Annotated in this window: 22 protein-coding genes; 4 read left to right on the top strand and 18 right to left on the bottom strand. The window is 73.0% G+C overall.

Annotation, left to right across the window (positions count from 1 at the left end):
• Positions 1-17 precede the first annotated feature (17 nt).
• From ACFPIJ_RS59595 to ACFPIJ_RS59580, 4 genes are read right to left on the bottom strand one after another with little or no spacing between them, the layout of a single operon-like run.
• Complete coding sequence (locus tag ACFPIJ_RS59595; RefSeq protein ID WP_380128445.1) at positions 18-929, bottom strand: carbohydrate kinase family protein; 912 nt, start codon at positions 927-929, stop codon at positions 18-20.
• Positions 926-1738, bottom strand: coding sequence for an ATP-binding cassette domain-containing protein (locus ACFPIJ_RS59590; RefSeq protein WP_380128444.1), 813 nt, complete (start codon positions 1736-1738; stop codon positions 926-928). The genes ACFPIJ_RS59595 and ACFPIJ_RS59590 overlap by 4 nt, the downstream gene beginning before the upstream one ends.
• Entirely contained in the window at positions 1735-2766 is a 1032-nt protein-coding gene (locus ACFPIJ_RS59585) for an ABC transporter permease (RefSeq protein ID WP_380128443.1), read from the bottom strand. Before ACFPIJ_RS59585 ends, ACFPIJ_RS59590 begins: the two co-directional genes overlap by 4 nt.
• Positions 2748-3812 carry a substrate-binding domain-containing protein gene (locus ACFPIJ_RS59580; RefSeq protein WP_380128441.1) on the bottom strand — a complete coding sequence of 355 codons (1065 nt, stop codon included), beginning with the start codon at positions 3810-3812 and terminating at the stop codon, positions 2748-2750. The genes ACFPIJ_RS59585 and ACFPIJ_RS59580 overlap by 19 nt, the downstream gene beginning before the upstream one ends.
• Positions 3813-4005: 193 nt before the next feature.
• Here ACFPIJ_RS59580 and ACFPIJ_RS59575 point away from each other — a divergent pair, with 193 nt between their 5' ends.
• On the top strand, positions 4006-5043 hold the full coding sequence (locus tag ACFPIJ_RS59575; protein ID WP_380128440.1) for a LacI family DNA-binding transcriptional regulator: 1038 nt from the start codon (positions 4006-4008) through the stop codon (positions 5041-5043).
• Between the two features lie 172 nt (positions 5044-5215).
• Here ACFPIJ_RS59575 and ACFPIJ_RS59570 read toward each other — a convergent pair whose 3' ends face one another.
• The 11 genes from ACFPIJ_RS59570 to ACFPIJ_RS59520 form a co-directional block, all read right to left on the bottom strand.
• Positions 5216-5983 carry an AIM24 family protein gene (locus ACFPIJ_RS59570; protein WP_380128439.1) on the bottom strand — a complete coding sequence of 256 codons (768 nt, stop codon included), beginning with the start codon at positions 5981-5983 and terminating at the stop codon, positions 5216-5218.
• A gap of 10 nt (positions 5984-5993) precedes the next feature.
• On the bottom strand, positions 5994-6671 hold the full coding sequence (locus ACFPIJ_RS59565) for an AIM24 family protein (RefSeq protein ID WP_380128438.1): 678 nt from the start codon (positions 6669-6671) through the stop codon (positions 5994-5996).
• Between the two features lie 11 nt (positions 6672-6682).
• Positions 6683-8263 (bottom strand): TerD family protein, encoded by a 1581-nt coding sequence (locus ACFPIJ_RS59560; RefSeq protein WP_380128437.1) that lies wholly within the window; start codon positions 8261-8263, stop codon positions 6683-6685.
• Between the two features lie 81 nt (positions 8264-8344).
• Positions 8345-10048, bottom strand: a complete 1704-nt coding sequence (locus ACFPIJ_RS59555) for a TerD family protein (protein WP_380128435.1) — start codon at positions 10046-10048, stop codon at positions 8345-8347.
• Between the two features lie 47 nt (positions 10049-10095).
• Positions 10096-11547, bottom strand: coding sequence for a TerD family protein (locus tag ACFPIJ_RS59550; protein ID WP_380128434.1), 1452 nt, complete (start codon positions 11545-11547; stop codon positions 10096-10098).
• Between the two features lie 62 nt (positions 11548-11609).
• Positions 11610-12428: a Cof-type HAD-IIB family hydrolase gene (locus ACFPIJ_RS59545; RefSeq protein ID WP_380128433.1), complete on the bottom strand. Its 819-nt coding sequence runs from the start codon at positions 12426-12428 to the stop codon at positions 11610-11612.
• Positions 12425-13561 carry a cysteine protease StiP family protein gene (locus ACFPIJ_RS59540; RefSeq protein ID WP_380128432.1) on the bottom strand — a complete coding sequence of 379 codons (1137 nt, stop codon included), beginning with the start codon at positions 13559-13561 and terminating at the stop codon, positions 12425-12427. Before ACFPIJ_RS59540 ends, ACFPIJ_RS59545 begins: the two co-directional genes overlap by 4 nt.
• Entirely contained in the window at positions 13558-14892 is a 1335-nt protein-coding gene (locus ACFPIJ_RS59535; RefSeq protein WP_380128978.1) for a phosphoribosyltransferase family protein, read from the bottom strand. The genes ACFPIJ_RS59540 and ACFPIJ_RS59535 overlap by 4 nt, the downstream gene beginning before the upstream one ends.
• A 2-nt stretch (positions 14893-14894) precedes the next feature.
• The gene (locus ACFPIJ_RS59530) at positions 14895-16073 is read right to left on the bottom strand and encodes an HpcH/HpaI aldolase/citrate lyase family protein (protein WP_380128431.1); all 1179 of its coding nucleotides are present in this window, start codon (positions 16071-16073) and stop codon (positions 14895-14897) included.
• A 252-nt stretch (positions 16074-16325) separates the two neighbouring features.
• Entirely contained in the window at positions 16326-16901 is a 576-nt protein-coding gene (locus ACFPIJ_RS59525; protein WP_380128430.1) for a TerD family protein, read from the bottom strand.
• Between the two features lie 368 nt (positions 16902-17269).
• Entirely contained in the window at positions 17270-17521 is a 252-nt protein-coding gene (locus tag ACFPIJ_RS59520) for a hypothetical protein (protein ID WP_380128429.1), read from the bottom strand.
• A gap of 435 nt (positions 17522-17956) precedes the next feature.
• Between ACFPIJ_RS59520 and ACFPIJ_RS59515 the strand changes: the two genes are divergently transcribed.
• Both ACFPIJ_RS59515 and ACFPIJ_RS59510 read left to right on the top strand, forming a co-directional pair.
• Positions 17957-18958, top strand: a complete 1002-nt coding sequence (locus ACFPIJ_RS59515; RefSeq protein WP_380128428.1) for a hypothetical protein — start codon at positions 17957-17959, stop codon at positions 18956-18958.
• Positions 18959-19114: 156 nt separating this feature from the next.
• On the top strand, positions 19115-21409 hold the full coding sequence (locus tag ACFPIJ_RS59510) for a GTPase-associated protein 1-related protein (protein ID WP_380128427.1): 2295 nt from the start codon (positions 19115-19117) through the stop codon (positions 21407-21409).
• On the opposite strand, the gene ACFPIJ_RS59505 is transcribed toward ACFPIJ_RS59510, so the two are convergent.
• The 3 genes from ACFPIJ_RS59505 to ACFPIJ_RS59495 all read right to left on the bottom strand — a co-directional run bounded on the left by ACFPIJ_RS59505 (position 21378) and on the right by ACFPIJ_RS59495 (position 24885).
• Positions 21378-23438: an Hsp70 family protein gene (locus ACFPIJ_RS59505; RefSeq protein WP_380128426.1), complete on the bottom strand. Its 2061-nt coding sequence runs from the start codon at positions 23436-23438 to the stop codon at positions 21378-21380. The two genes, ACFPIJ_RS59510 and ACFPIJ_RS59505, sit on opposite strands and share 32 nt — an antisense overlap.
• A gap of 78 nt (positions 23439-23516) precedes the next feature.
• Positions 23517-24617 carry a nucleotide disphospho-sugar-binding domain-containing protein gene (locus ACFPIJ_RS59500; protein ID WP_380128425.1) on the bottom strand — a complete coding sequence of 367 codons (1101 nt, stop codon included), beginning with the start codon at positions 24615-24617 and terminating at the stop codon, positions 23517-23519.
• Between the two features lie 10 nt (positions 24618-24627).
• Positions 24628-24885 carry a helix-turn-helix domain-containing protein gene (locus ACFPIJ_RS59495; RefSeq protein ID WP_380128977.1) on the bottom strand — a complete coding sequence of 86 codons (258 nt, stop codon included), beginning with the start codon at positions 24883-24885 and terminating at the stop codon, positions 24628-24630.
• A gap of 543 nt (positions 24886-25428) precedes the next feature.
• On the opposite strand from ACFPIJ_RS59495, the gene ACFPIJ_RS59490 reads away from it, so the two are divergent.
• Positions 25429-26286 (top strand): S41 family peptidase, encoded by an 858-nt coding sequence (locus ACFPIJ_RS59490; RefSeq protein WP_380128424.1) that lies wholly within the window; start codon positions 25429-25431, stop codon positions 26284-26286.
• The last annotated feature ends 23 nt before the right edge of the window (positions 26287-26309 follow it).

The following is a 26309-nucleotide window of genomic DNA, read 5'->3' as shown; positions in this document are numbered from 1 at the left end:
ACGCAAGGTCTTCGGGATCATGAGGTTAGGTCGGTGAGGGTGGGTGGGTCGGCGCCGCGGCGGGCGCACGTGATGCCGGCGACCTGGGACGCGAAGGCGAGCATGGCGGTGAGGCCGGCGCCGTCGACGCCGGCCAGGCGGTCCCGGTTGGCGGCGCCGAGCAGGCCGGCGGCGCCGCAGGCGTGCAGCAGCCCGGCGGTGAACGCGTCCCCGGCGCCGACGGTGTCCACCACCCGCACCGGCATCGGCGGCACGGTCACCGCGACCCGGGCGGTGCCGCCCCAGGCACCGTCGGCGCCGAGGGTCACCACGACGAGCCGGGCGCCGAGCGCGAGCCAGGCCCGGCCGATCTCGTCGGGCCCGCGTCCCGGGTACAGCCAGGCGAGGTCCTCCTGGCTGACCTTCACGATGTCGCTGAGGGCGACGAGCCCCTCGACCCGCGCGACGGCGGCGACGGGGTCGCCCATCAGCGACGGCCGGCAGTTGGGGTCGTAGCTGACGGTCGCGGCGGCGGACCGCATCAGTGCGGCGACGTGCGCCGCGCCCGGCTCGAGGAACGTCGCGATCGAGCCCGTGTGCAGGCAGTCGACCGTTTCGTCCACAGTGGACGCCGCGGCCGGGAAGGACCGCCAGGTGATGTCGAACGTGTAGTCCGCCTGGCCGTCCGGGCGGAGCCTGGTGTGCGCGGTGCTCGTCGGGGTGGCGTCGAGCAGGGTGCCGGGCGCTGGTCGTACCCCATTGGAGGCGAGGAAATCGAGCACCAGCCGGCCGTGCGGGTCGGCGCCGAGCTGGGTGAGGAGGCGGACGTCGGCGCCGAGGCGGGCCAGGGCGACGGCGACGTTGGCCGGGCTCCCGCCGGGATACGCGAAAGGCCCGCCCGGTGGACCCTCGATCAGGTCCACCAGGGCCTCACCGACCACGGTGATCACGCACCGCCCCCATCCGAGGCAACGGTGCGGCCGGGCGTCTCTTCGAGGGTCGTGGCGCCGGTCATGATGGCCACCGCCTCCGACATGGTGTGCGACTGCGGGGTGATCAGCCCGCCGCGGCGGCCGAGGCGCTGGATGTGGATGCGGTCGGCGACCTCGAACACGTGCGGCATGTTGTGGCTGATCAGGATGACCGGCAACCCCCGGGCGCGGACCTCGCCGATCATCTTGAGCACCTGGTTGGACTCCCGGACGCCGAGCGCGGCGGTCGGCTCGTCCAGGACGATCACCTTGCTGCCGAACGCGGCGGCCCGCGCCACCGCGACCGCCTGGCGCTGGCCGCCGGACAGCGTCTCGACCGGCTGGGCCATGTTCTGCAGGGTGCCGATGCCGAGGTCGGCGAGGGCCTGGCCGGCGTCGCGGCGCATGCCCTTCTTGTCGAGCATCCGCAGGACCGAGCCGAGCGGCCCCGGCCGCCGCCGCTCCCGGCCGAGGTACAGGTTGCTGGCGATGTCGAGGGCCGGCGCGACCGCGAGGGTCTGGTACACGGTCTCGATCCCGGCCTCGCGGGCGTCCTGGGGGCGTTTGAACTGCACCGGCTGCCCGTCCAGGAGGATCTCGCCGGCGTCGGGGACGAGCGCGCCGGTGAGGCACTTGATGAGGGTCGACTTGCCGGCGCCGTTGTCGCCGATGATGGCGAGGACCTCACCGGGGAACAGGTCGATGTCGACGCCGTCGAGCCCGACGACCCGGCCGAACGTCTTCACCAGCCCCCGGGCGGACAGGATCGGTGTCATGCTCGTGGTCATCCGCGGACCCTCCGGATCCACTGGTCGACGGCCACGGCGAGCAGCACGAGCAGGCCGACGGCGAGGACGCGGTACTGGTCGTCGACGCCCGCCAGGGACAGGCCGCTGCGGAAGAAGCCGACGATGAGCGCGCCGAGCAGCGTGCCGAGGACCGCGCCCCGGCCGCCGAAGAGGCTGGTGCCGCCGATCACGACGGCGGTGATGCTCTCCAGGTTGGCGTCGGTGATCGCGTTGGGGCTGGCGGCGCCCGCCCGGCCGATGAGGATCCAGGCGGTGAGGCCGTAGATCGCGCCGGCGATGACGTACACGCTCACCAGGACCCGGTCGACCCGGATGCCGGCGAGCCGGGCGGCCTCCTTGTCGTCGCCGACGGCGTAGACGTGCCGGCCCCACGAGGTGTTGGCGAGGGCGAAGCCGACCACGACGTACAGGACGGCGACGAGCACCACACCGGCGGTGATGCGGAACCGGCCGACCGCGAACGTCTCCCCCGTCCAGTTGAGCAGCGCCGGCATGTCGACGGCCTGCACGCTCTGCCCCCGGGAGTAGAGCAGCCCGATGGCGGTGAAGACGCTGAGCGTGCCGAGCGTGACGATGAACGGCGGCAGCCCGATGCGGGTGACGAGGGTGCCGTTGAGCACGCCGGCGGCGACGCCGAGGGCGATCCCGACCAGCACCGCGAGGATCCCGGGCAGGCCGTTGCCCTCGGCGAGCTTGGCGGACAGCATCATCGCGAGGATCGTGATCGCGCCGACGGACAGGTCGATGCCGGCGGTCAGGATGACCAGCGTCTGCCCGACCGCGAGCGCGCCGATGACGGCGACCTGCTGCAGCACCAGCGACAGCGAGTTCGGCTGGGCGAAGCGCGGGTTGATCATCGAGAAGACCGCGAAGGAGATGACGAGCACGAGGAACGGGCTGATGGCGGGGTACGAGTGCAGCACGTGCTGGACGCGTTGCACCGGCGAGCGCCGGCGCAGCGCGAACTGTTCCGCGGCGGTGGTGGCTGTCACGACTTGCCCCAGCACCGGGTCGCACCCTCGGTGCTGTCGATGCTCTCCACGCCGGTGGCCGGCTTGTCGGTCACCAGGGTCACGCCGGTGTCGAAGAAGTCGAGGCCCGCGCTGGTCTTCGGCTTCTCGCCGCCGGTCGCGATCTGCTTGATGGCCTTGATGCCGAGCTCGGCCATCTTCAACGGGTACTGCTGGGAGGTGGCGTTGATGAGCCCGTCCTTGACCTGCTTGACGCCGTCGCAGCCGCCGTCGATCGAGACGACCAGGACGTCCTTGGTGCCGGCGGCCTTCAGTGCCTTCTGCGCACCGACCGCGGCCGGCTCGTTGATCGTGTAGACGACGTTGACCGACGGGTTCTTCGTCAGGCACCGCTCCATTGCGGTGCGGCCGCCGTCCTCGGCGCCGTTGGTCGGCTCGTTGCACACGATGCTGTAGGTGCCGCCGGAGTAGCTGCCGGTCTTCGCCTCGTCGCCGTTGCGCTTCTTGTCCTTGGCGTCGATCCCCATGCCGGTCAGGAAGCCCTGGTCCCGGTTGTAGTCGACGGACACGATCTTGTCGTTGAACAGGTCGAGCATGGCGATCGTGGCGGGCTTGCCGGCCAGCTGGGCGGCGGTCCACTTGCCGATGAGCTCACCGGCCTTGAAGTTGTCGGTGGCGAAGGTGATGTCGACGGTGTTCGCCGGGTCCGGCGGGGTGTCCAGGGCGATGACGTAGAGCCCGGCGTCGCGGGCCTTCTTGATCGCCGGGTTGACGCCCGGCCCGTTGGGGGTGATGAGGATGCCCTTGTCGCCGCGGGCGATGGCGTCCTCGATCGCCTGCACCTGACCCGCCTCGTCGCCGTCGGCCTTGCCGGCGGCGATGGTCAGCTTGACGCCCTCGGCCGTCGCGGCCTGCTTCGCGCCTTCCTGCATCGTGACGAAGAACGGGTTGGTCGAGTTCTTCGTGATCAGCGCGACCGACACCTGGTCGCTGCCGCTGTCGTCGCCGCATGCTGCGGTGAGCCCACCGGCCACCATCGCGACGGCGAGCAACCCCGCCGCCGTTCGGGTGCGTTCGATCATGTCAGCTCCTCAGACTCGTTTGACAACGATGTCAAGGAGTGTCAACCCGCCTCGTCATGATTGTCAATGTTGCCTAGGAAGTGCTCTCGGGTTCCGTGCGTGCATTCTTGACATCGTTGTCAAAACGGGCCGGTTCGGGGAGACTGGGCGGGCCTGGCGATAATGTGGATGCCGATCTTCGCGAGGGAGTGCCGTGGACCAGGTCGCCCGTGCCCGCCCGACCCTGCGCGACGTGGCGCAGCTGGCGGGGGTCAGCCCGAAGACCGTCTCCCGCGTCGTCAACGGCGAGCCCGGGGTCAGCCCGTCGAAGGCGGGCGCCGTCGAACGCGCGATCCGGCAGCTGGAGTACCGGCCCAACATCACCGCCAGCAGCCTGCGCCGCGCGGGCGGCCGCACCGCCGCCATCGCCGCCGTGCTCGAGGACGTGTCCAACCCGTTCTCCTCGGCCCTGTACCGCGCCCTCGAGGACGTCGCCCACGCCCGCGACGTGATGGTGTTCGCCGGCAGCGTCGAGGAGGACCCCGACCGGGAGCGCACCCTCGTCCGCGCGTTCGCGATGCGCCAGGCCGACGCGATGCTGATCGTGCCGGCCAGCGACAACCAGGCGTACCTGACCCGCGAGGTGGTCGGCGGCACCCCGCTCGTCTTCGTCGACCGCCCACCCGTCGGCCTGCACGCCGACGCGGTCCTCGTCGACAACGAGGCCGGCGCCGCCGCCGCCGTGCACCACCTCGTCGCCCACGGCCACCGCGACATCGCCTACCTCGGCGACCTGCGCACCATCGCCACCGCCCGGCGCCGCTTCCAGGGCTACAAGGAGGCCCTGAGCGACCACGGCATCCGCCCCGTGCACGTCGTGCACGACCTGCACACCTCGGAGGCGGCCTCGGCGGCGTTCGGCGCCCTGCTCGACGGGCCCTCCCCGCCGACGGCGTGCTTCAGCGCCCAGAACCTCATCACCATCGGCGCGATCCGCGCGCTGCGCTCGCGTGGGCTGCAGCACCGGGTCGCGATCGCCGGCTTCGACGACTTCCCGCTCGCCGACCTGCTGGAGCCGGCCGTCACCGTCGTCTCACAGGATCCGTACCGGATGGGCCGGGTCGCGGCGGACCTGCTCTTCCGCCGCCTCGACGGGGAGGACTGGGAGCCCACCACCCACCTGGTCGACACGCGGCTGATCGTCCGGGGCTCGGGCGAGATCGCCGGGCCGGGTGGGTTGCGGTCCGCGTAGGACTTCCCCATGATCCGGTGGAGTTTGGGCACCCCTGGGTACTCAGGCTCTACCGGATCATGGAAAAGCGCGCCGTGTGGCTGAATGTTGAAGGGCATGGCGACCGCAAAAGAAAGGTCCCGGGCAGCGCGATGGAAACGCTGCCCGGGACCCCCCAGGATGACACCTGCGGTCAGCGACCGCCGAAGAAGTTGTTGCCCTGCATGCCGCCCTGCTGGCCGAGACCGAAACGGCCGGCCAGGTTGGTGCCGGCGAGCGCGTCGTACGGCGGGACCAGCTCGGCCGGCTGCACCACGACGAAGCCCTCACCGGTGAACTGCATCTGCCAGCTCTCGCCGGTGTTGCCGCGCGGGCGCCAGACCGACGAGGACGTGACCGCCGCCTGCATGCTGACCTGCAGGCTCGAGGACCAGGCGATGACCGCGTCCGCGTCGGCGAAGTAGTAGTTGTTCGGGGTGACCCGCATGACCAGCGGCGCGCCGGTGGTGGTGACGGCGACCTTGCCGCGGCCGTTGAGGTCGATGTTGTAGCCGCCGGCGCCGGCGATCTGCACCTGCGAGTCGATGCGGACGATGTCCCAGCGCAGCGAGGTCTCGAAGGCGAGGACGTTGTTGCCGTCGACGGTGAGGCCGTCGCCGGTGAGGTCCAGCACGTGGATGTCCTGGGCCTGGTTGGCCAGGAACACCGTGCCGCTGCCGTGGACCTTCATCAGGTTCAGGCCCTCACCGGTGAAGTGCCGGGCGATGTGCGAGCCCCAGCCCTGATACTGCGAGTCGAAGTTGACGCCGCCCTGGTAGGCGACCATCGCGCCCTTGCGGGCGAAGAACTCGCGCATGCCGGTGGCCTGGCCGAGGGTGGCCTTCAGCATCTTGCCGTTCTGCAGCGCGAACCGCTCGGTGCTCTGCACTTCCTGGTTGGCCAGCAGTGAGCTCTGGTACATGTCGGCCTCCTCAGCCCCGGACCGCGAACGTGGGACGCGCGTCCTCGCTCGGCTGGACGATCACGAAACCCTGCCCGGAGAAGCCGAGCTGGAACGACTCGCCGGAGCCGCGGCCGATGAGGCTGCCGAAGCGGGCGGTGCGCTTGGGGCTGATGCTCAGCCCGTCGGTGAAGCCGACCAGCGCGTCGGTGTCCACATAGGTCGGTGCCTCGCGGGTGTCCAGGACCACGGGCGTGCCCTTGCTGGTCAGCGCGACCCAGCCGTTGCCGCGGATGACCACGTTGAACATGCCCATGCCGGACAGCATGCTGACGCCCTTGACCCGCTCGATGGTCCACTGGAGAGTGGAGTCGAAGGCGAGGATGTTCTTGCCGTTGACGGACAGGCCCTCGCCGGCGAGCTGCACGACGATGACCTCCTTGCCGTAGTCGGCGAGGTAGAGCTCGCCCTGGCCGGTCGCGGTCATCAGCGGCACGCCCTCGCCGGTCGCCCAGGACCGGGCCATCTGGCCGAGCTGCGGCGGGTTCGGGTTGAAGTCGATCAGGCCCTCGTAGGCGATCATCGAACCGGTGCGGGCCATCAGATCCTGACCCGGCCCCATGATGACCTTGGCGATCTTGCTGCCGTGAAGGCTCATCCGGTCCCGGACCTGCGTCTGGCCATAGTGTTGGAGCAGCGGACTCTGCACAGCGTCCCCTTTCAGACCTCGTAGGGCTGGACCACGACGAAGTGGCCCTGCATTCCCATGAACTGGAGCGCGACGGATTCGCCGCTGGCGCCGGCGTAGATCTGCCGGGACACCCTGACCTGCGTCGACACCGCGACCCGCATGCCCGCGGTCCAGGCGACCACGGCGTTCATGTCGCCGAACGTCGGGCCCTGGCACTGCAGCGTGACCGGCGTGCCCTTGGTCATGACGATCACGGTGCCCTGGCCCCGGACCTCCAGGTGGAACATGCCGCCGCCGGGGATGCCGGGACTCTCGATCCGCTTGACCTCGGTCTGCAGGCTCGCGTCGAAGGCCAGCACGTTGTTGGCGTTGATGCACAGCGCCTGGCCCTGCAGCTCGACGACGTGCAGGTCGCTGGCGTTCTCGGCGAGGAACACCTCGCCCTGGCCCTTCAGCGTCATGAGCTTCAGGCCCTGGCCGGTCATCGCGCCCTCGAACATCGCCTTCAGGCCGCCGGAGCCCTTGTACTCGAACTCGACGTTGCCCTGGTAGGCGACCATCGAGCCGCGGCGCGCGTGGGCGTCCGGGCCGAGGGTGACCTTGACCAGCTTGCTGTTCTGCTTGGTCCAGCGGCCGGTGGTCGGCGCCTCCCGGTACTTCTGGATGCTGTGCATGACGCCGGGCTGCACCCGCTCGGCCTGCGACGGCAGCAGCTCCCCCGGGTAACCGGGCTGCTGACCCGGCTGACCCTGCGGCGGGTAACCGGGCTGACCCTGCGGCGGGTAGCCAGGCTGCTGACCCGGCTGACCCTGCGGCGGGTAGCCAGGCTGGCCCTGAGGCGGGTAGCCGGGCTGCTGCTGCGGCGGGTACCCGGGCTGGCCCTGCGGCGCGAATCCGGGCTGGCCCTGCGGGGGGTACCCAGGCTGCTGCGGCGGGGGCGCGAACTGCTGCGGCGGGGGCGGCGGCGGCGCGAACTGCTGGGTGGGCGGCGGCGGGGGCGGCGCGAAACCCTGCTGGGGCGGCGGCCCGCCGGGCGGCGGCGCGAAGCCGGGTGCGGGACCGGCCGGCGCGGCGGCGGGCTCGTCGTCGACGTTGCCGCCGTAGGAGCGGATCAGGTCCGCGAGGCCACCGGCGAAGCCCTGGCCGACCGCGCCGAAGCGCCAGACGCCCTTGCGGTACAGGTCGCCGATGATGATCGCCCGTTCGGTGCCGAAGTCGGCGCCGGTGAAGGCGTAGCGCATGACCTCCTGGCCGCCGGCGACGATGCGCAGGTAGCCGGACTGCAGCTGGCTCGCGGTGCCGGACGTCTCGATCGCGGCGCAGAACGACAGCTTCGCGACCTTCTCCGGGACCGCGGTCAGGGTGGCCCGGAACGAGTCGGTGTCACCCGACTGCGGGCCGAGCTTCTGGATCGAGCCCTCGGGCGACTTCGGCTGGTTGAAGAAGATGAAGTAGTTGTCGTCCACGAGCTTGTCGTCGGCGTCCAGGCCGAAGCACGAGATGTCCCACGTGATCCCGGGAGCGTTCAACTGGATGCCTACATACAGATCATCTCCCGTGGTGAAGGACGAAATCGGGCTTTTCTGCCCCCGAGTGAATGTCTGAGACACGTGATCTCCTCGGCTACAACGACAGCGCGTCTGCGATCAACTTATAGCGGCACCGGACAAGTGGTGCCGGACAGTGCGGGATCATTGCCCGTTGGCCTGACGGGCGAGGCGGGCCAGGATCTCGTCGACGGCGGTGCTGCCCGTGGTCACGTCCGGCGTGAACGTCCAGGTCAGCCCCACCCATGGGTCGCCCATGTGGTCGCCGGACAGGACCGGCAGGCGCGCCATCGAGCGCCACACGGCCCCGACCATCGGACCGAGCGTCGAGGAGTCCTGCGGATCGGCGACCATCAGGACATGCACGCCGGCCTCGGGTCCCTCGTGCAGCAGGTACTGCAGCCGGTTGAAGGCGCTGTCGTCGAAACCGTACGGGAAGTCGTGCAGCACGAGCAGCCGCCGGCCGCCGTCGATGTCCTCGTAGGGCGAGCCCATCGCACCGGCCCGGATCGCCATCTGCACCAGGTCGACCCGCTCGACGAGCTGCTCCAGCATGTCGCCGAGCGCCTGCGGGGTCGCCGCGACCGGCACCGAGGTCATGCCGCCGGGCCCGCCGCCGAGGTCGTACGCCCGGGCGGCGGCGCCGCCTCCGGCGAGGTCCACGACGGAGACGTTGAGCTGGCCCGGCGGGTGCGCGGCGAGCAGCCGCACGACGACCGAGCGGGCCATGGCCTGCGCGGCGGCCTTGTCGGCGCCGGTCGTGTCGATCCACAGTGGCCGCATCAGCGGCAGCCGGAACAACAGCGGGATGCGCAGCTCCGGGCTCTCCGGGACGTGGACGTCACCGACCCGGATGCCGGCCGTCATCGTCGCCGGCAGGCGCCAGTCCCGCCACCGCGGGCTGTCCCAGCCGGCCATCGGCGCCGGCAGCGCGGCCGAGAGTTCCTTGAGCTCGGCGACGAGCTGGTCGGTGTCGCGGCGGCGGTCCGCCTCGGCGCGGCGCACGAGCTCGTCGTGCCGGCGGTCCGCCTCGGCGCGGGCCGTGGCCGTCTGCGGCGAGTTGCGCAGCCGCGGGTCGTTGAGCAGCTCGCCGACCTCGTTGTCGCGGCGCTGCTCGGCGTAGCCGATGGCGGAGCGCAGCGCGGACGTGGACCGGGCCGCGTCCTGGAAGATCGACCACACCTGCTGGTACTGGCGCTCCTCGAGCGGACCGCCGACCTCCGGCAGCGGCTGCTGCGGCTGCTGCGACGCGGCGGGGGCCGGCCCGCCGGTGCCCGGGAAGTGCGGCGACGGCGTGCCGGGGAAATGCGGCGAGGCGGTGACCGGCGCCGGGGCCGGCTCCTCCTGCTCGACCTCGACGCCGTGCGCCGCGATCAGCTGCGCGAGGCCACCGGAGTAGCCCTGGCCGATGGCGCGGACCTTCCAGGCGCCGGCCCGGCGGTACAGCTCCCAGGCGATGACGGCCCGTTCCTCGCTGAGGCCCTGCATGGTGAACGTCCCCACCTCGGCGCCGGTCGCCTCGACGAGCCGGGCGACCGGTGCGGGACCGGACCCGAACTTCGTCGTGCGGTCGTCGGGGCTGATCACCGCGATGACCCGGGCGACGTCGGCGGGGATCGCGGACAGGTCGATCTCGACCCGTTGCGCCCCGCCGGCGCCGCCGGTCAGCCACGTCAGCCCTGGCGCCGCCGGCTGGTTGTAGAAGACGAAGTCACCGTCGGACCGGACGCGTCCCGTCTCGGCGAGCAGCAACGCCGACAGGTCGACCGCGACGGCGGCGTCGACCATGATCCTGAGCTGCTGCGCCGCCAGGGGTGCGTTCTGCCCCTTGACGAAGACCAGCGTCATTAGCTTTTCCTCCTGATGCCGACGGACCTGGCTCCTGACTGCTGGGACTACAGGAAACGACCCAGCTGCGGGATCATCTCCAGCGGCTGCTTCGCGTTCTGCGGCTCGCCGATCGCCGTCATCTTCCAGCCGCCGCCGTCGCGGTGCAGCTTGGCCATGACCATGCCGGTGCTCGGCGTGCCGCCGGAGAGCGTATAGCGGGTCAGTTCCGCGCGGGTCGTCTCGTCCACCAGCCGACAGAACGCGGCCTCGATCTGCGCGAAGGTGTGCCCCTCGTACGAGGTCACCACGAAGATGATCGTGGTGACGTGGGCGGGCACCCGGTTGAGGTCCACGACGATCGACTCGTCGTCGCCGTCACCGGCACCGGTGCGGTTGTCGCCGGCGTGCTGGACGGAGCCGTCCTTGCTGCGCAGCTGGTTGAAGAACGCGATGTCGACCGGCTGGTGGTCGGCGAACAGGATCGCCGAGGCGTCCAGGTCGACCTCGGTCTCGCGGTTGCCGAACAGGCCCCGCTTCTTGATCGGGTCCCAGCCGAGGCCCATCCGGACCAGGCTGAGCGACGAGCCGTCCTGCTTGCGCAGCGAGACCCGCTGGCCCTTGCTGAGGTTGACCGGACCGCCGGGGCCGCCCACCGGGGCGTCCTGCGGCGGGGTGGCGGGCTGCGGCGGCGCGACCGGCGGCATCTGCTGGGTCGGCTGCCCGTACGCGGGCGGGCCGGTCGGGGGCGGCGGCTGCTGACCGTAGGCCGGCGCGGGCGTCGGCGGCTGGGCGTAGACGGGCGGGCCGGGCGGGGTCGGCGGCACCGGCGGGTAGCCCTGCGTCGGCGGGTTGTGCTGCGGGACCTGCTGCCCGTACGCCGGCGTCTCCTGCGGGGGCGCGACGTGCGTGGGCGCGGTCTGCGCGGGCATCGTGTAGACGGGCGGGGGCGGCGGGGTCACGGGCGGCGCGACCGGCGGGGCGGCCTGCGGCGCCGGGGTGGCGGCCGGGGCCGGGGAGTCGTCGACGGACACGCCGTGGTCGCGGATCAGGTCGGCGAGGCCACCCGCGTAGCCCTGGCCGACGGCCCGGACCTTCCACTCGGCGTTGCGCCGGTAGATCTCCAGCGCGATCACGATGCTTTCCTGGTCCAGCCCGCTCACCACGTACTGGATGAGCTCGGTGCCGGCCTGGTCGAGGACGCGGGCGACGGGCGGCGCGAACTGCCCGAACCGCTGCCCGGTGCCGTCGACGCTGACCACGACGCGGACCTTGTCGACGTCGGCCGGGATCCCGGCGGTGGAGACCGAGGCCTCCCACTTGCCGCCGCCGGTGTCGCGGACCGAGAGGCCGGGGCCGGACGGCTGGTTGTAGAAGACGAAGTCGGCGTCGGACCGCACCTTGCCGGCCGGCGTCACCAGCAGCGCGGACAGGTCGGTGGCAACGCCGACCTCCACGACGACGCGCACGTCGTTGGCGGGCAGTGCGGTGTTCTGGCCCTTCACCAGCACGGTGGCCATGCTCTGTTCTCCTCTTGTCAGATGTCCGTCAAGGCCGACCGTCGCCGGTCCGCGCCACGTTCCTAAGGCCGACCGTCGCCGGTCTGCGCCACATACCAGTCGACGATCTCGTCGCCGGCCGCCGCACCCGCGGCTGCCGTGGTCCGGCAGTGCGGTGAGGTGAAGCCGGTGAGGTGCAGCTCCCCGTGCGCCGGTCGGATCGCCGCGTGCGCCTCCCGGAGCATGTCGGCGTCGAGCAGGGAGTCCCCGCCGGCGACGACCCGGTCCGCGCCCAGCCGCTCGGCGGCATGCGCCACCGCGGCGGCCTTGTCCAGGCCGGTGGGCAGAAGATACAGCTTCCGGCCCTGAAGCGAGACCCGCCAGCCGTTGATCCGTCCCCACTCGGCGGCCTCGTCGGCGAACGCCTCCAGCCACGGCTCGCGCCGCACGACGGTCAGGTAGATGAAGAAGTCCTCGACCGAGCGGACCGCGTCGAAGCCGCGCTGGTCGCGCCAGCGCTGCGCCTCCTGCCACACGGTGTCGAAGGTCGCGCCGCCTTCGGCGAGGCGCCGCCGCACCTGCCGTTCCCAGCCGGCGTCGGACCCGCCGTCGACGAGGAGGCGGGCGCCGTTGCAGACGACCGCCGCGGCGGGCCGCTGCCCGGGCAGGCGCAGCCGTTGGTACTGCTCGACCGAGCGGGTCGTGGCGGGCACGACGACCCCGGCGTCCGCGAGGCCGGTCCACTGCCGGACCACCCGCGTCGTCATGTAGGCGTAGATCCGCTCGCCGTCGACGTCGACGGGCACCAGGTCCTCGTCCGCCGGCCGGACCGGGCCGTGCGACATCGCCTTCTCGGAGAAGATCACGGTCCCGTCGAGGTCGGTGGCAACGACGGTCGTCATTGCACGGCACCCCCCTTCGGCCGGATCAGGCCGACACAGGCATACGGCAGGTCGGCGATCTCGTCGACCGGCACGCCGGTGTCCTTGGCCAGCAGCAGGATGTGGCTGAGCTCGGCGCGGGCGTCGGGGCGGATCAGCACCCGCCACGGCGAGCGCCGCAGCAGCACCCTGGTCGTCTCGCCCACGCCGGGCTTGAGCAGGTTGATGTCGTCGAGGCCGTACTCCCCCGCGAGCCGGACCGCGATGTTCCAGCCGCTCCAGTCGGGGGTGCGGTCGGTGGCCGCGAGGACCGGCCAGTCGGCGGCGACCCGGGCGGCGACCGCCGGGAAACAGGCCTCGACCGTGTCCAGGAACAGCCCCGACACGTCGCCGGGGGAAAGCTCCCGGTAGAACTTCGCGCCGTGGAACTGGCCGGGGCCGATGTACCGGTCGTTGAGCACCGTGCGCGACACCAGGCCCGACACCGTCGAGTTGAGGCAGGCCGACGGGATGAGGAAGTCGTCGCGGGTGCCGAAGATCCCGGTGCAGCCGCCGGGGTCGGCGAGGACCGCCAGGGTCGGATCGAAGGGGGTCCCCGCGAGGGCCTCGGTCAGTTCGCGGCAGATCGCGCCCTTGCCGGTCCAGCCGTCGACGAACATGACCCGCGCCGGGTCGTGGTGGCGGGCCAGGTGCCGCATCGCCTCGCCGTCGATGCCGCGACCCCGGACAATCGACACAGCGTAATGCGGCAGCTGCAGGCCGTGCGCGAACTGCGCCCACCGGCGCATGAGGATCCCGACCGGCGTGCCGGCCCGCGCCAGGGAGACCAGCACCGGTGCCTCCCGGCTGGCCGACCTGGCTTCGAGCACCAGCTCGGTGACGACGCCGACGGCGTGCGCGACCCGCTCCGCCGACGCGGCGAGGGCCTCGTGGAACAGCTCGAGGTATTCCGGTGTCGGCTGATACTCGATCGGCAGGGACTCGGCGTAGTGGCCGGCCTTCGCCTGCATCATCGCCTCGCGCTCCGCCGCCGGCGCCTCCAGGGCGACGTGCGAGAGGTCGGTCAGCAGCCAGCTCACCTCGGCCGCGGCGTAGGAGGAAAACTCCGGGCCGTACAGCGGTGGTGGGGGTGCTGAGGGTGCTGCGGAGTTCACCGGCTTCCTTCCTGCGGATCCTGTTCCGGCCGGAGGTCCGGGACGACCACGACCGTGACACCTTCGCAGACTCCGCGCAGCGCCGCCACCAGCCCCCCGGCTCCCCACAGCGCGGGGGTGTCGCCGGCGCGGTCGACGACCAGCACGATCCGGTCGAAGCCTGGTCCGCTTCCGGGTGCGGCCACGTTGTACGCGAACCTGGGCTTGTCCGTGTCCACGCCGTCGTGCGCCGGGAACGTCAGCCTGGTGCGGATCGCGTAGCCGGGCGCGTCGACCGGCAGCACCGGCGAGCGGGTCGTGGAGGAGAATCGGACCGGGCCCGGCCGCAGCCCGGCCAGGGCACGGGCCAGCAGCAGCGGCGCGTACATCAGCTCCTCGCTGCCCAGGACCAGCACGCTCACGCCGCCCGGCAGCCCGCCGGCGACCGTCCCGGCGAGCCGGTCGGCGACCTCGAGGAGCTCCGGCCGGTGCGCGGCGGCGAACCCGTGCCGGCCACCCTCCGGCAGCCCCGCGGGCCAGTCCGCGTCGATCCTGGTCACCGGCGCAGATCCGGTGGTCCCGGTGGTCCCGGGTACGTCCAGCGACGCCACCAGGTCCCGGCTGCGCTCCAGGACGCCTTCCGGCAGTTCGACCTCCCCGGCGGCGAGGGACACCACGTCGATGCGGGCGCCCAGCTCCTCGCCGAGCGCCGCGAAGCCGGTCCGGTCGGCGGCGGTGCGCAGGTCGAGCAGCGCCGCGACGACGTACCGCTCGCGCGGCCGGACCGCGTGCAGCTCACGGATCGTGGCCTCGGCGGTGCGCCCGGTGGTCAGCTCGTCGTCGACGAGGATCAGCGGGCTGTCCCGGTCCAGCCAGGCCGGGTCGGCGGGCAGGAGCAGGTGCTCGGTGGCGTGGCTGTGCGCCTCGTCGAACCGGCCGAGCAGCGCCACGCCGGGCACGGAGCGCCGGGTGGAGTGCAGGTAGTCGGCGTCGGCGTAACTGTCGGCGACGACGTGCCCGAGGGAGGTGGCCGTCTCGGCGTACCCGACGACGAGGGGCGGCCCGGCGGGCAGCTTGACCTCCTGGAAGTCCAGGGTCTCCCAGTCGTCCTCGGGGACGTCGGCGCCGAGGACCGCGGCGGCCCGCAGGCCGAGCAGCCGGCCGGCGGCGTAGATGGTGCGCGGGTCGGCCGGCACGTGCTTGCCCAGGACCGGCGACACCACCAGGTGCGCGCGGCGCGGGTTGCGCCGGACCGCGAGCCCCGCCAGGTCGGCGACCCAGGGACCCCCGCCGGCGTCGACGAGGCGCACCCCGAGACGCTCGGTGACCCAGGTGCCCGGCCAGATCGGCATGCTCACGCGACCTGCTCCCTGCTGACGGAGGCGTCGAGGAAGTCCACGAACCCGAGGCCCTCCGCGGCCACCCCGAAGATCTCGGCGCGCACCAGGGTCCGCTCCGCCCAGGACAGGTGCGGCCGCACCTCGTTCATCTTGTTCATGTAGACGCTGCGCAGGACGCCGCCGCCCCCGTCGCCCGCGTAGTCCTCGCAGATCGCCTTGGCGTCGCAGTACTCCTCGTGGCTGACGACGCTGAGCGCGTGCACCGCCGCCGCGTGGCTGGGGTGGATGACGGTCTTGCCGACCATGCCGTTGGCCTTGTCCAGCACGATCTCGCGGATCAGGCCGTCGAGGGACTGGCGCACCAGCTTCGTGCGCAGCATGGGGTCGTGGTCCTCGAACGGCGTGACCCGCAGCTGGGGCTTGAGCACCCGCTCCCCGCCGGAGAAGTACTCCCACACCGGACCCGTCACCTCATACCCCTTACCGCCCCGTCGCAACACGTTGACGATGTCGGTCAGGATCCCGGCCACCACGTTGACGTCCCACGCGGTCAGCTCCGCTGTCCGGCGCAGGGCGTAGATGCTGCTCAGATCGGTCGCGCCGACCCTCACTGCCAGGACCCGGTCGCGGTTGCTGTCGAGCATGTCACGGACGGCGAGCAAGGTCGGCATCCGGGTCTCCGCGTACGCGATCTCCGGGGTCTCCAGCACCGGCATCACGTACAGTGGCAGCCCGCTGCCGTCGGCGATCTCCCGGACCGCCTTCAGCCCCGCCTGGCCGGACTCGTCGGGGCGGAACTTCGGCAGCACGAACCCGCTGAGGATCCGCAGGTCGTCGCCGAGCCGGTCAGCCAGCCGGTAGATCTGGTCGGGGTTGCGGACCCGCACGAAGACCAGCGGGCCGCCGGCCTCCATCCGCGCGAGCCGGCGCAGTTGATCGGCCAGGTTGAGCTCGGCCTCGTCGACCTCGCTGTCGCGGATCGAGTCCTCCAGGCAGCCGACCATGCTCATCACGCCCTCGGCGTGGCAGCGCACGATGTCCTCGGCCAGCCGCGGCCGCACGGCCGGCGAGTAGAGCGTCGCGCCGAGCGCCATCGCGAGGGTCTCGGCCGGACTGTCCTGGGAGAACTCCGTCGGCAGCCGATGGAACAGCGCGTCGACGGACATCCCGACCAGGTGGGAGAAGTAGCGCACTCGGTGTCCTTTCTTCTCTGACCCGGGCGGGGATGCGGTGTGCGGGAACACGGACTCCGCCAGTGTGCCCCGGTTCACCAGATAGACGGTGATCAACCTGGTTGAACATCGTGAGGCCGCGGTTGCGGCAGGTAGTTTCTGGGCGGGTACGGGACCGCGGGCCGTCCGTCCGGATGGATGGGCGACCCGCGGCGAGGATGCTCTGATCACAAAATACGAAGCGTTATCGCATAGTGTGATGAACAGCGTGTTTCAGACGTTCACCCCGAAGTCGCGGGCGATCCCGGCGAGGCCGGACGCGTAGCCCTGACCGACGGCGCGGAACTTCCACTCGCCGCCGTTGCGGTACAGCTCGCCGAACACCATGGCGGTCTCGGTCGACGCGTCCTCCGACAGGTCGTAGCGCGTGAGCTCCGCGCCGCTGGCCTGGTCCACGACCCGGATGTAGGCGTTGGACACCTGGCCGAAGGACTGGCTGCGGGTCTCGGCGTCGTAGATCGACACCAGGAAGGCAATCTTGGTCACGTCGGCGGCGGTGCCCGCCAGATCGACGTTGACCTGCTCGTCGTCGCCCTCGCCCTCGCCGGTCAGGTTGTCACCGAGGTGCTTGACCGTGCCGTCCGGCGACGTCAGGTTGTTGAAGAACACGAAGTGCTGGTCCGAGATGGCCTTGCCCGACTCGCCGCAGATGATCGCGCTCGCGTCCAGGTCGAACTCGGCCCCGGTCGTGGTCCGGACGTCCCAGCCCAGACCGACCGTGACGGCCGTCAGACCGGGCGCCTGCTTGGTCAGGCTGACGTTGCCGCCCTTGCTGAGGCTGACTCCCACGAACTCCTCCAACTCGCTCCGCGGGGATCTCCCGCTGCACAAATACGGTCCGGACGTTTCCAGCGGGCCGCCATGCACTGCGCCCACCGCGAAAAGGGTCGCAGATCAGCACAACCCCTGCCGACCACCGCCGCGGTTGCACCGGAAAATTCATGTGGAGTGTAGAGGCCGGTCCCAAGGTCTTGATCAAGGCTGGACCCGGTCCGGTTCTCCCCGGTCCCGGCATCGGCGACATCGTCGCAGGTCAGCGCCGGTCACACCGGCCGATGGCCGGGACTCGTGCGGGACCGCGGGCGTTTGCTCTGAATTCGCTGGGAACCAGGCCGGCGGCGGCCTGTCAGGATGCGGCCTGTCAGATGCGGGGCCGCTCAGGATGCGGCGGGGCCGCCAGGGCGGGTGTCGCCGGCGGCGTCGCGTGCCTCGCCGTCCGGCGGGGTGGTCCCGGGCCGCCAGCCGGCGTCGTTGAGGCGGCGCAGCCGGCGGACCCGCTCGGTCAGGTCCGCGGTGATCTCGTCGGGGCTGGTCCCCTCGTCCATCGCGGCCGACCGTGCGGTGCGCAGCTCCCGGTGCAGCAGCTCGGCGATCCGGTCAGCCGGCGGTTCCGTGGCAGGAGTGGCCATGCGCCTATGCTCCCAGACCCGCGCCCGGACGGTCGACCGTCGCCGGAAGCCGGCGCGCGGCGGCGTCAGGGCGGTCCGGTCTGGTGGGACTGCACATGACATCGACCTCCACGCTGTGGCCACGGGGCGTGGGCGCACGACCCGGAGGTATCTGACGGACGATGCCGCCGGGCCGGCGCGGCCCGCCCGTTCCCGAATGGGCCGCCGGCTCCATTCCACCTGCCGTCCCGGTACCGGATCGACGAAAGACTCAACCCGGAAAGTCGATCCACATCAGTACGATCGACCCGCAATTCGCCGGATAGTGCCGTGCTCTCCGGATTCGGCAATGCCAGACTGACGTGAGCGTTCAACAAGGCGATTCGACGCATCATCCGTGCCCGCGTCACGCAGCCGCTGCACGCAGCCGCAGAACATTGTCGAAAGGGAATCGTCATGCCTCGACGCAGTCCGACGGCGGCCGATGAGGTTCGCGGCCTGGCCAGGCTCGGGACGCTCGCGACGACCGTCGCCAACGCCGACGAACCGCAGCGGCTGCGGCTGACCGGCGGCGCCTATTCAGTGGTGTACCCGGTCGTCTACACCGGGCTGACCCAGGGGCTGGAGCGCCGCCGCGGCCACCCGGCCTGCGCCGTGTCCGTGCGGCACCTCGCCGACGACTGCCTGGACCGCTTCCACGACGACGTCGAGGCAGTCGTCCACGACGTCGTACGCCGGGCGACCGCCCCCATCGACAACCTCGACGCCTGGATCTGCGGCCTGATCAACTCCGCGACCGTCAACGGGCACCGCCGCCGGCGCGGCGAGATCGGCGCCCTGCAGCGGCCGCGCGCCCCGAAGTGGCTCGTCGACGGGCTCGGCGGCGACCGCTGGCTGGTCCACCTCGCCGTGCAGATGCTCAACTGGGTCGGCAACCCGGCGACCGCGGGCTCCCACGTGTGGCCGGTCGACAGCTGGACCGCGCTGCGCTGCCAGTTCACCGGCGACTGGGACCCGGCCGCAGACGTCGACGTCCGCCACGACATCGAGGCGGTCCTGCGGGTCATGCGAGCGAAGCGGGAGTGGTACGAGCGCTACGTCGAAGGTCCGCTCGGCCACAAGCACGTGCCGGTCCCCCGGTTCGCGCCGGAGCGCCCGGACACGTTCGGCCCCGCCCTGGACCTGGTCGACGTCGGCGAGCGCGACGACCTGTACATGCGGGAGCTGGCCCACCTGGCGATGACCGCGATGCGGACCCGGCTGCTCGCCGGGGAGGACCCGCGCACCGTGGTCACCGAGGTCATCAACGTCGCGTTCGGCGACGGCGCCGGGCTCACGCTGGACGGCACGCCGCACCTCAGCGACGCCGCCGGCGAGCACGTCGGGCGGCTCCTGCGCGACCAGGACCGGATCTCCCGGATCGTGGTCGCGGTCCTCGCCATCGTCGAGGACCGGTAGCCCCGCCGTCATCCCCGCTCTCCCCGCTCTCCCCGCGGCTGATCCGTCGCTCCGCGGCGGCCGATCCGTCGCTCCGCGGCGGCCGGTCCGTCGCTCCGCGGCGGCCGGTCCGTCAGAGAGCGCCGGACACGGTCCGGCCAGGATGGGAGCGGCGGCATGCACGACGACGAGCGGCCCACGGCGACGGGCACACCCCGGATCGAGACCCGCATCCACATCGCGCGGCCAGCCGCTGCGGCGCCGGTCGTGCGCACGTTCCTGCTGTACGAGCCGCCGGCACCGGCCGCCGGTGACCCGCCGCCGGCGTCGTTCGGGCACCTGGCCGCCGACGGCTCGTACGCGACCACGGTCGGCCGGCACACCGGCGGGGGCAGTCACGTCACCCACGGCATCGTCACCGCGGACCCGGCCGACTACGGGCCGCTGCGCCCGGCCCAGCTGTTCGGCGCCCCGTTCTGGGACTCGGCCGCCGGCGCCCCGGTGGCGCGTGATTCGCTGACGACCACGCTGACCCCGTCCCGGGTCCGGGAGTGCGTGCTCAGCCAACCCGGCGGCGGCGCGCTGCTGCTGGCGCTGGTGTCCGCCCTGGAACGCGCCGGGGCGCCGGACGGGCCTCTTGTAGTGCTCGTCGGCGCGGAGGTCCCGCGGATCGTCGAGTGGCTGGTCGCCGGGACGCTGCTGCTGCCCCGCCCGGCGGCCCTCGCCCTCGGCTTCAAGATCTTCGCCGGCGACCCCGCCACCGCGGGCGTGCCGGTCGTCGGCGTGCACCCGGACGACGCCGCCACCGTCACCGGCCCGGACGTGTTCGACCTGCGGACCGGCGCGTACCCCGACGCGCCTCCCTCCGCGCACGCCCTGCGGTGGGTCGGGCTGTTCCTCGAGCAGGACCCGGAAGCGGTCGTCGCGGCCCTCGACGTCGCCACCGCGTGCGGCCTGGCGGCGCCGGAGGCCGCCACCGCGCTCGGCCTCGCCGCCGTCCTGCACCGCGAACCGGACCTGCGGCACGCCGAGGCGGTCGCCGGGTGGCTGCGCAGCGGACCCGCGGACCTGCGCGACCGGTACGCCGCGCCCGTCGCCGCGACGTTCACCGGATCGGTCACGACGTGGCCGCTGCCGGTCCTGGAGCTGCTCGACGCGGCCGGCGGCGACGGCGCCGTCCCCGGGTCGGCGGCCGCGATCAGGCTGGCGCTCGTGCGCGGCGAGGCCGACTTCGCCGCGCTGCGCGCCGAGGTCCGCGACCGGCCGCTGCCCACCCTGCCCGCCGGCGAGTGGACGGCCGCGGACGCCGGCACGGCCAGGCGGATCGTGCTCGCCGCCCTCAACGCCGGGCCGGCGCCGGAGGGGTACGAGGCGCTGCTGCGGGTCGCGTCCCGTTTCGGCGTGGACGTCCAGCTGTCCGACCTCGCCGACCGGGGACGCGACCTCGTCGAGTTCTGGGCCGACCACCCGCGCGCCGGCTACGACCCGGACCGCTGGCCGTGCGGTGACCGGCTGGCGCAGGCCCTCGTCGACGAGCTGACCCGCCGGGTCAAGGCCGTCCCGGGGCGGCGCCGCGACGTCGGCGCCGGCTGGTGGCGGTGGCTGCTGCCCCGCATCGACTCCCTGGAGGCGCCGCTCGCCGAGGCGGTCCTGGCCGGCGCGGTCCTGCACGGCGAAGACCGGGCCGGTCTCGTCGAGCGGCACCTGACCGCGGTGGCCGGCGACCCCGACCGGTTCCTGTCGACCGCGGCGGCGCTGTGGGCGCTCGCCCTGCCGACCGCCGCCGAGCTGCGACTGGTCCGCAGCCTCGCGCCCGACGGGGTCGTGCTGCCGCCGGCGGTCCTGGACGGCCTGGTCGGGCGCCTCGTCGGCGACGCGCCGCTCATCGACGAGGACGTGGAGATCGGGCACCTGCTCGTCGACGCCCGGCTCGTGCCCCGGCACCGCCTGCTGTTCCAGCTGCTCGCCGACGACCGGGTGCTGCGCACCGTGGTGCAGCGGCTGACCGCCGGGCCGGCCGGTGGACCTGGCCCGACCGTCGCGCTGCTGCACGAGATCGAGGAGCTGCCGGCCCGCCTGGTGTGCCTGCACGCCGGTGGCGTGGTCGCGGCCCTGGCCCGCAGCGCCCCGCCCCGGGAGCTGATCGCGGTGCTGCGCCGGCACCCGGGCATCGTCGAGCACTGCGTCGCGCTGCTCAGTGAGCTGCTGCGCAAGGCGGGCGACGAGCGGCACGCGGCGGTCGCGTTCCACCTGATGCACGACGCCGGGAGCCCCGGCCTGCGGCCGGTGCTGACCGAGCCGGTGCTGCGGTGGGTGACCCGCGCGTCGGGCCGGCAGCTGCTGCGGGTCGGGAACCTCATCGCGGCGTTCGGCCCGGTGTGGTCCGCGTCGTGGGATGCCTACCTGGAGCACATCCGGTCACAGCGCCGGATGAACCGCCTCATCCACCCGTTCGGCGGCCGCTTCTCCTGAACCGGCGCCGCCACGGGTGCACCGCGCCGTCCGGGTCACGGGGTGCGCGGCGGGCGGCGAGGTTGGCGAGGGCGAGCACGGTCAGGAGCGTGACCGACAGCCAGAAGCCGGTGCCGGTGCCGACCACGTCGTCGACGGTCTTGCCGTCCGGCGGGCGGCTCTGCGCGAGCACGGCGGCCTTGAGCCGGTCGGTGACGGCGGCCTGCCCGGCGACGAGCGTGAGCGCGGCCAGGGCGGCAAGACCGGCGGTCACCGTCCGGCGGCGGCGGTCACTGCCGAGGCCGGCCACGGCGGCGATGGCGGCGAGCAGGAGCAGCGTGGCGGCGTACGCCGGCTGCGGGTCGAGCCGGTCCTCGCGCTGCTCCCCGGGCGGGCGGACCTGGTCGGCCGGCCCGACGTCCGGGGCGCCACCGGTCGCGAGGTCGAACCCCGTGTAGTCGGTCGCCCCACCGGTCTTCGCCCGGCCGTAGCCGCTGGGCAGCCCGCAGGACACGGTCGCGAACGGCAGCGCGAAGCACAGCAGCACCAGCAGCGCCGTCGCCGGGCTCCGCCACCGCCGCCGCAGCGGGGTGCGCGGGGCCGCGGGCGCCGATCCGCCCGCGGGCGGCGCGGCGGGCTCCGGGGCCGGCGGCACGGCCGTCGCGGCGTGCAGCGCGCCTTCGGCGACGACGGTCTCCGGGCGTTCGACGGTGGTGGGCGCGACCCCGAGCCGGGCGTGCAGGAGCCGGGCGAGCAACGGCAGGCGGCTGCCGCCACCGACCAGGAACACCGCGGCGAGCTCCCCGCCACCGGCGTTCACGGCGGCGTCCTGGGTGCCTGTGCTCGGGTCGCCGGAGCCCGGGACACCGGTGGTCAGGGCGGCGCTCGGGACACCGGTGGTCAGGGCGGCGCTCGGGGGTCCGGCGGTCAGGGCGGCGGCGGTCAGCGTTGCGGCGAGGTCGGCGACCGGAGCCAGCAGCGGCGCGGCGACGCTCTCGAGCTCCTCGCGGGTCAGGTGCGGATCGGAGGGGCAGCCCGGCACGTGCACCGGCGCCACGCTGAGCCGCGAGAGGCTCTCCTTGGCCGCCCTGACCTCCTGCCACAGCAGGAGCCGGTCCCGGCGGTCCGCGGCGGTGACCGGTGCGGCCAGCCGGTGCCACACGTCGGGGGCAGTCACGCCGACCAGGTCGCCGAGGACGCCGACCAGCGCGGCGTCCACGTCGAGCCCGCCGACGTCGAGGCCGCCCTGCGCCACGACCTGCCCGTCGCGGACCACGGCCAGATCGGCGGTGCCGGCCCCCAGGTCGACGACGAGCACCGCGCCGCCCGGCGGGACCGCGTGGCCGTGCACCCCGGTGAAGTACGCGGCGGCGGCGACCGGCTCGCTGACGAACTCGACCACGCCGAGCCCGGCCCGCGCGGCCGCCCCGGCAAGCACCTCGCGCCGCGGCGCTCCCCACCCGGCGGGAACGGTCAACACCACCGACCCCGGACCAGGCGCCGCAAACCCCGAACCAGGCGCTACGGACCTCGGACCCGGTGCCGCAAACTCCGAACCAGGCGTTACAGACCTCGGACCCGGCGCCGCAGCCCCCGGACCCGGCGCCACGGCGGCACCGCCGGCCACGTCGCCGTCCTCTGCGGCACGACCACCCGGGACGGCGACGCCACCGGAGCCCGCGACTCCACTCGCGGAACCGGCGGCACCACCACCGGAGGCGGTCAGGGCACCGCGACGGGCCACACCGGCGTGGTCGGCGACCGCGGTCAGCACGGCGGCGAGCGCGTCGGCGACGTCAACGGTGTACGCGCCGAGCAGCACCGTGCCGTCGTCGATCCGCCGCTTCGGGTTGGGTTCGAACGCCGCCGGGTCCGCCCGGGCGAGACGTTCCGCGTCGAGCCCGGCGACCAGGACCCCGCCGGTGCCGGCGTGAACCGCCGACGGCAACTGCTCCCGCCCGTCGAACAGCACCGGCCGCACCCGGCCGTCCGCGCCGCGCAGCACCGCGACCGTGTTCGAGGTGCCGAGGTCGATGGCGAGCCGGTCCACGACCGCAGCGTACGCCCCGCCCCGATCGACCGCCCCTGATGCGCCGCCCCAGCCGGGCTCAACGACCCGCCGGGCCGGCTACACCATGGCGGCCAGGTGGGCGGCGACCTCGTCGGGGTGGGGGCGGGCGGCCATGCCCGTGCGGAAGCGGCCGGCCGTCATCCGCAGGCCGTAGTCGGACAGCAGCCGGTGCAGCTGGTCGGCGGTGATCGCGGCGGCGGACATCGCCCAGCCGGCGCCGGAGCGCTCCACCACGCCGGCGTTGTGGCGGCGGTCGCCGGGGCCGGGGACGACGAGCTGGGGGACGCCGGCGGCGAGCGCGCCGAGGACGGTGCCAGCGCCGCCGTGGTGCACGACGGCGCCGACGGTCGGCAGCAGCGCGTCCAGCGGCACCCAACCGGCGGTGAACACGTTGCCGGGCAGGCGGGCCGGCAGGCCCCGCTCGGGCCGGACGAGCAGGATGTCGGCGTCCACGTCGCCGGCGACGGCCACGACGGCGCGCATCAGGCCGCCGCTGCCGGGGCCGTCGACGGTGCTGCGCGACACGGCGATCCGCGGCCGCCCCTCCCGCACGGGGAAGGGCGTGGCGGTCCCGCCGACCGTGACGGGCAGGTGCCGCATCGGCGTGCCGGTGCGCTCACCGACCAGCTCGGGCGGCGCGATCTGCACGGCGGTGACCGGCTCGGGCAGGGCCTCGACGCGGTGCCGGCGCAGCGCCGGGCCGGCCGTCACGGCCGCGAGGACGGCGCCGTCGAAGAGGTTGTTCTCGTGGCGGACGGCGGGGATGCCGCGCCGGGCGGCGGCCACCGCGCCGGCGACCGCGAGGGGCTCGTGGACCACGAGGTCGGGGCGGAACCGGTCGGTGACCGCCGCGACACCGTCGACGAGCCGCTCGTTGACGGCGCCGAACAGCAGTGCGACGCCGCGGGTTCCGGCCGCACCGGCAAGCTCCGCACGGGCGATCAACGGGTGGCGCAGCATCATCCGGCGGGCGATCCGGCCGAAGGAGAAGTCCGGCGCGACGTCGGTGACGGGGAGCTTCACCGCCCGCCCGGCGGTGAGCGCGTCGGCGGCGGTGGCCACGAGCACCTCGTGCCCGGCCCGCCGGAACGCCTCGGCGAGCGGGACGAGTGGAAGCACGTGGCCCAGCAGCGGCGCGGACACGAACAGCACACGCATGCGGTCGACCTTAGTCGATCTCCGTCAGCCGCTCCCGGTTGATGCGCAGGGCCTCCTCCAACTGGTCCTCGAGGCTGATGATGCGGCACGCGGCGTCGAGGGGGGTGCCGCGGTCACACAGTTCCCGGGCCCGGATCGCGAGCCGCAGCTGGTGCCTGGAATACCGCCGGTGCCCGCCGGGTGAGCGCAGCGGGGTGAACAGCTTGAGCTCACCGAGCCGGCGGAGAAAGTCGTGCGAGACGCCGATGATCGCGGCTGCCCGGCCCATGGTGTAGGCGGGGAAATCGTCGTCGTCCAAGGGGTGGTCTTCCTGTGCCACGTCACCTCCGCGTCGAGGGCCCCGGCGCTTGTGCGCCGGGGCCCAGGGTTTTGGGTCTAAACACCATCTACCAGCACAAGTGCCGGATTGTCATGTCCACATCGGGCGCCACGTTCAGCGCGGGACGTGGGGATCGCATCGACCAGACCGAAGACCACCTCTCGTTCGATGGACACTGCGGTGCTCGCTCGACCAGATGCAACGGCCGACAGCGGGCGATCCAACGGTGTGAGCCCTCCCCTTCCTCTCGCCGATTCCCTATCCGTGCTGAACGGAGTCGCAGCCAGTCGCGCGGCTCTGTCCCTTCGCCCTCGGAGGGGGCGGAATGCGTCAGCATGGTTTGCTGTCTCTCTTGACCTTTGAAACGCTACGCTGCTGAGCCACGAAAATCTAGCTTCGCCACACCAGATTTCCGGGGTTCACCCGCCTGGGTTCGCGAGCGGCGAAACCGCGCGGCCGAGAATCCGGCGGCGCAACGCCTACCGTCGGACCATGGCCACCGTCCGCGATGTCACCGTCCGGCTCGCCACCTGGCTGGACCGGCTCATGCCCGCCGGCGACCGGCGCGACTCTCTCGGCGCCGTGCTGGCCCGCTACGCCGCCGACGAACGGCCGGTCACCGCGGAGCTGTGCGCGGAGGTCGAACACGCCGCCTGGACGGTCTCCCGGCACGTGGCGCTGATCTTCGAGCCGGACGGCACCGCGCCGCCCGACGTCGAGGCCCGGCAGTGGCCGCCGCAGGACCCGGCGGCGGTGCAGGCCCGCGCGGGGTCGGTGTCGCAGGCGCGCCGCCTCGCGGACGGCACCGCCCTGATCCGGATCGACGGCCTGGACGAGGTGGGCCTGGCTCAGCCGTACGTCGACGCCGCGTTCACCCTCGCCCGCGGCGCCCGGCGGCTCGTGCTCGACCTGCGGGCCAACGGCGGTGGCGACCCGGCGACGGTCGCGCTGATCGCCGGCTGGCTCCTCGGCGACGAGGCGGTCCAGCTGTCCGAGGTCGTCGACCGGGAGCGGCGCCGGCAGTGGTGGACGCCCGACCGCCCGCCAGGCAGCGCGCTGCGGCAGGAGGCCTGCGTCCTGGTCAGCCGCGCCACGTTCTCCTCGGGCGAGGCCCTCGCCTATCACCTGCAGGCCCGCGAACGGGCCTACGTGGTGGGCGAGGTGACGCCGGGCGCGGCCGACCACGTGCTGCCGATCCGCCTCGCACCGACCGTCCTGGCACACGTGCCCCGGGCGCACGTCGTGGACGCCGTCACCGGGAAGAACTGGGAGGGCACCGGCGTGGTCCCCGACCTCCGGGTCGCGGCCGGGGACGCCCTCGAGGCGGCGCTCACTGCCATGGACAAGTGAGCGCCGTCCAAAAGCCGTCCCAA

This window comes from Dactylosporangium cerinum (assembly GCF_042653625.1).
In the GTDB taxonomy this organism is placed as follows: domain Bacteria; phylum Actinomycetota; class Actinomycetes; order Mycobacteriales; family Micromonosporaceae; genus Dactylosporangium; species Dactylosporangium cerinum.
This window is presented reverse-complemented; position numbering and strand designations above follow the sequence as displayed.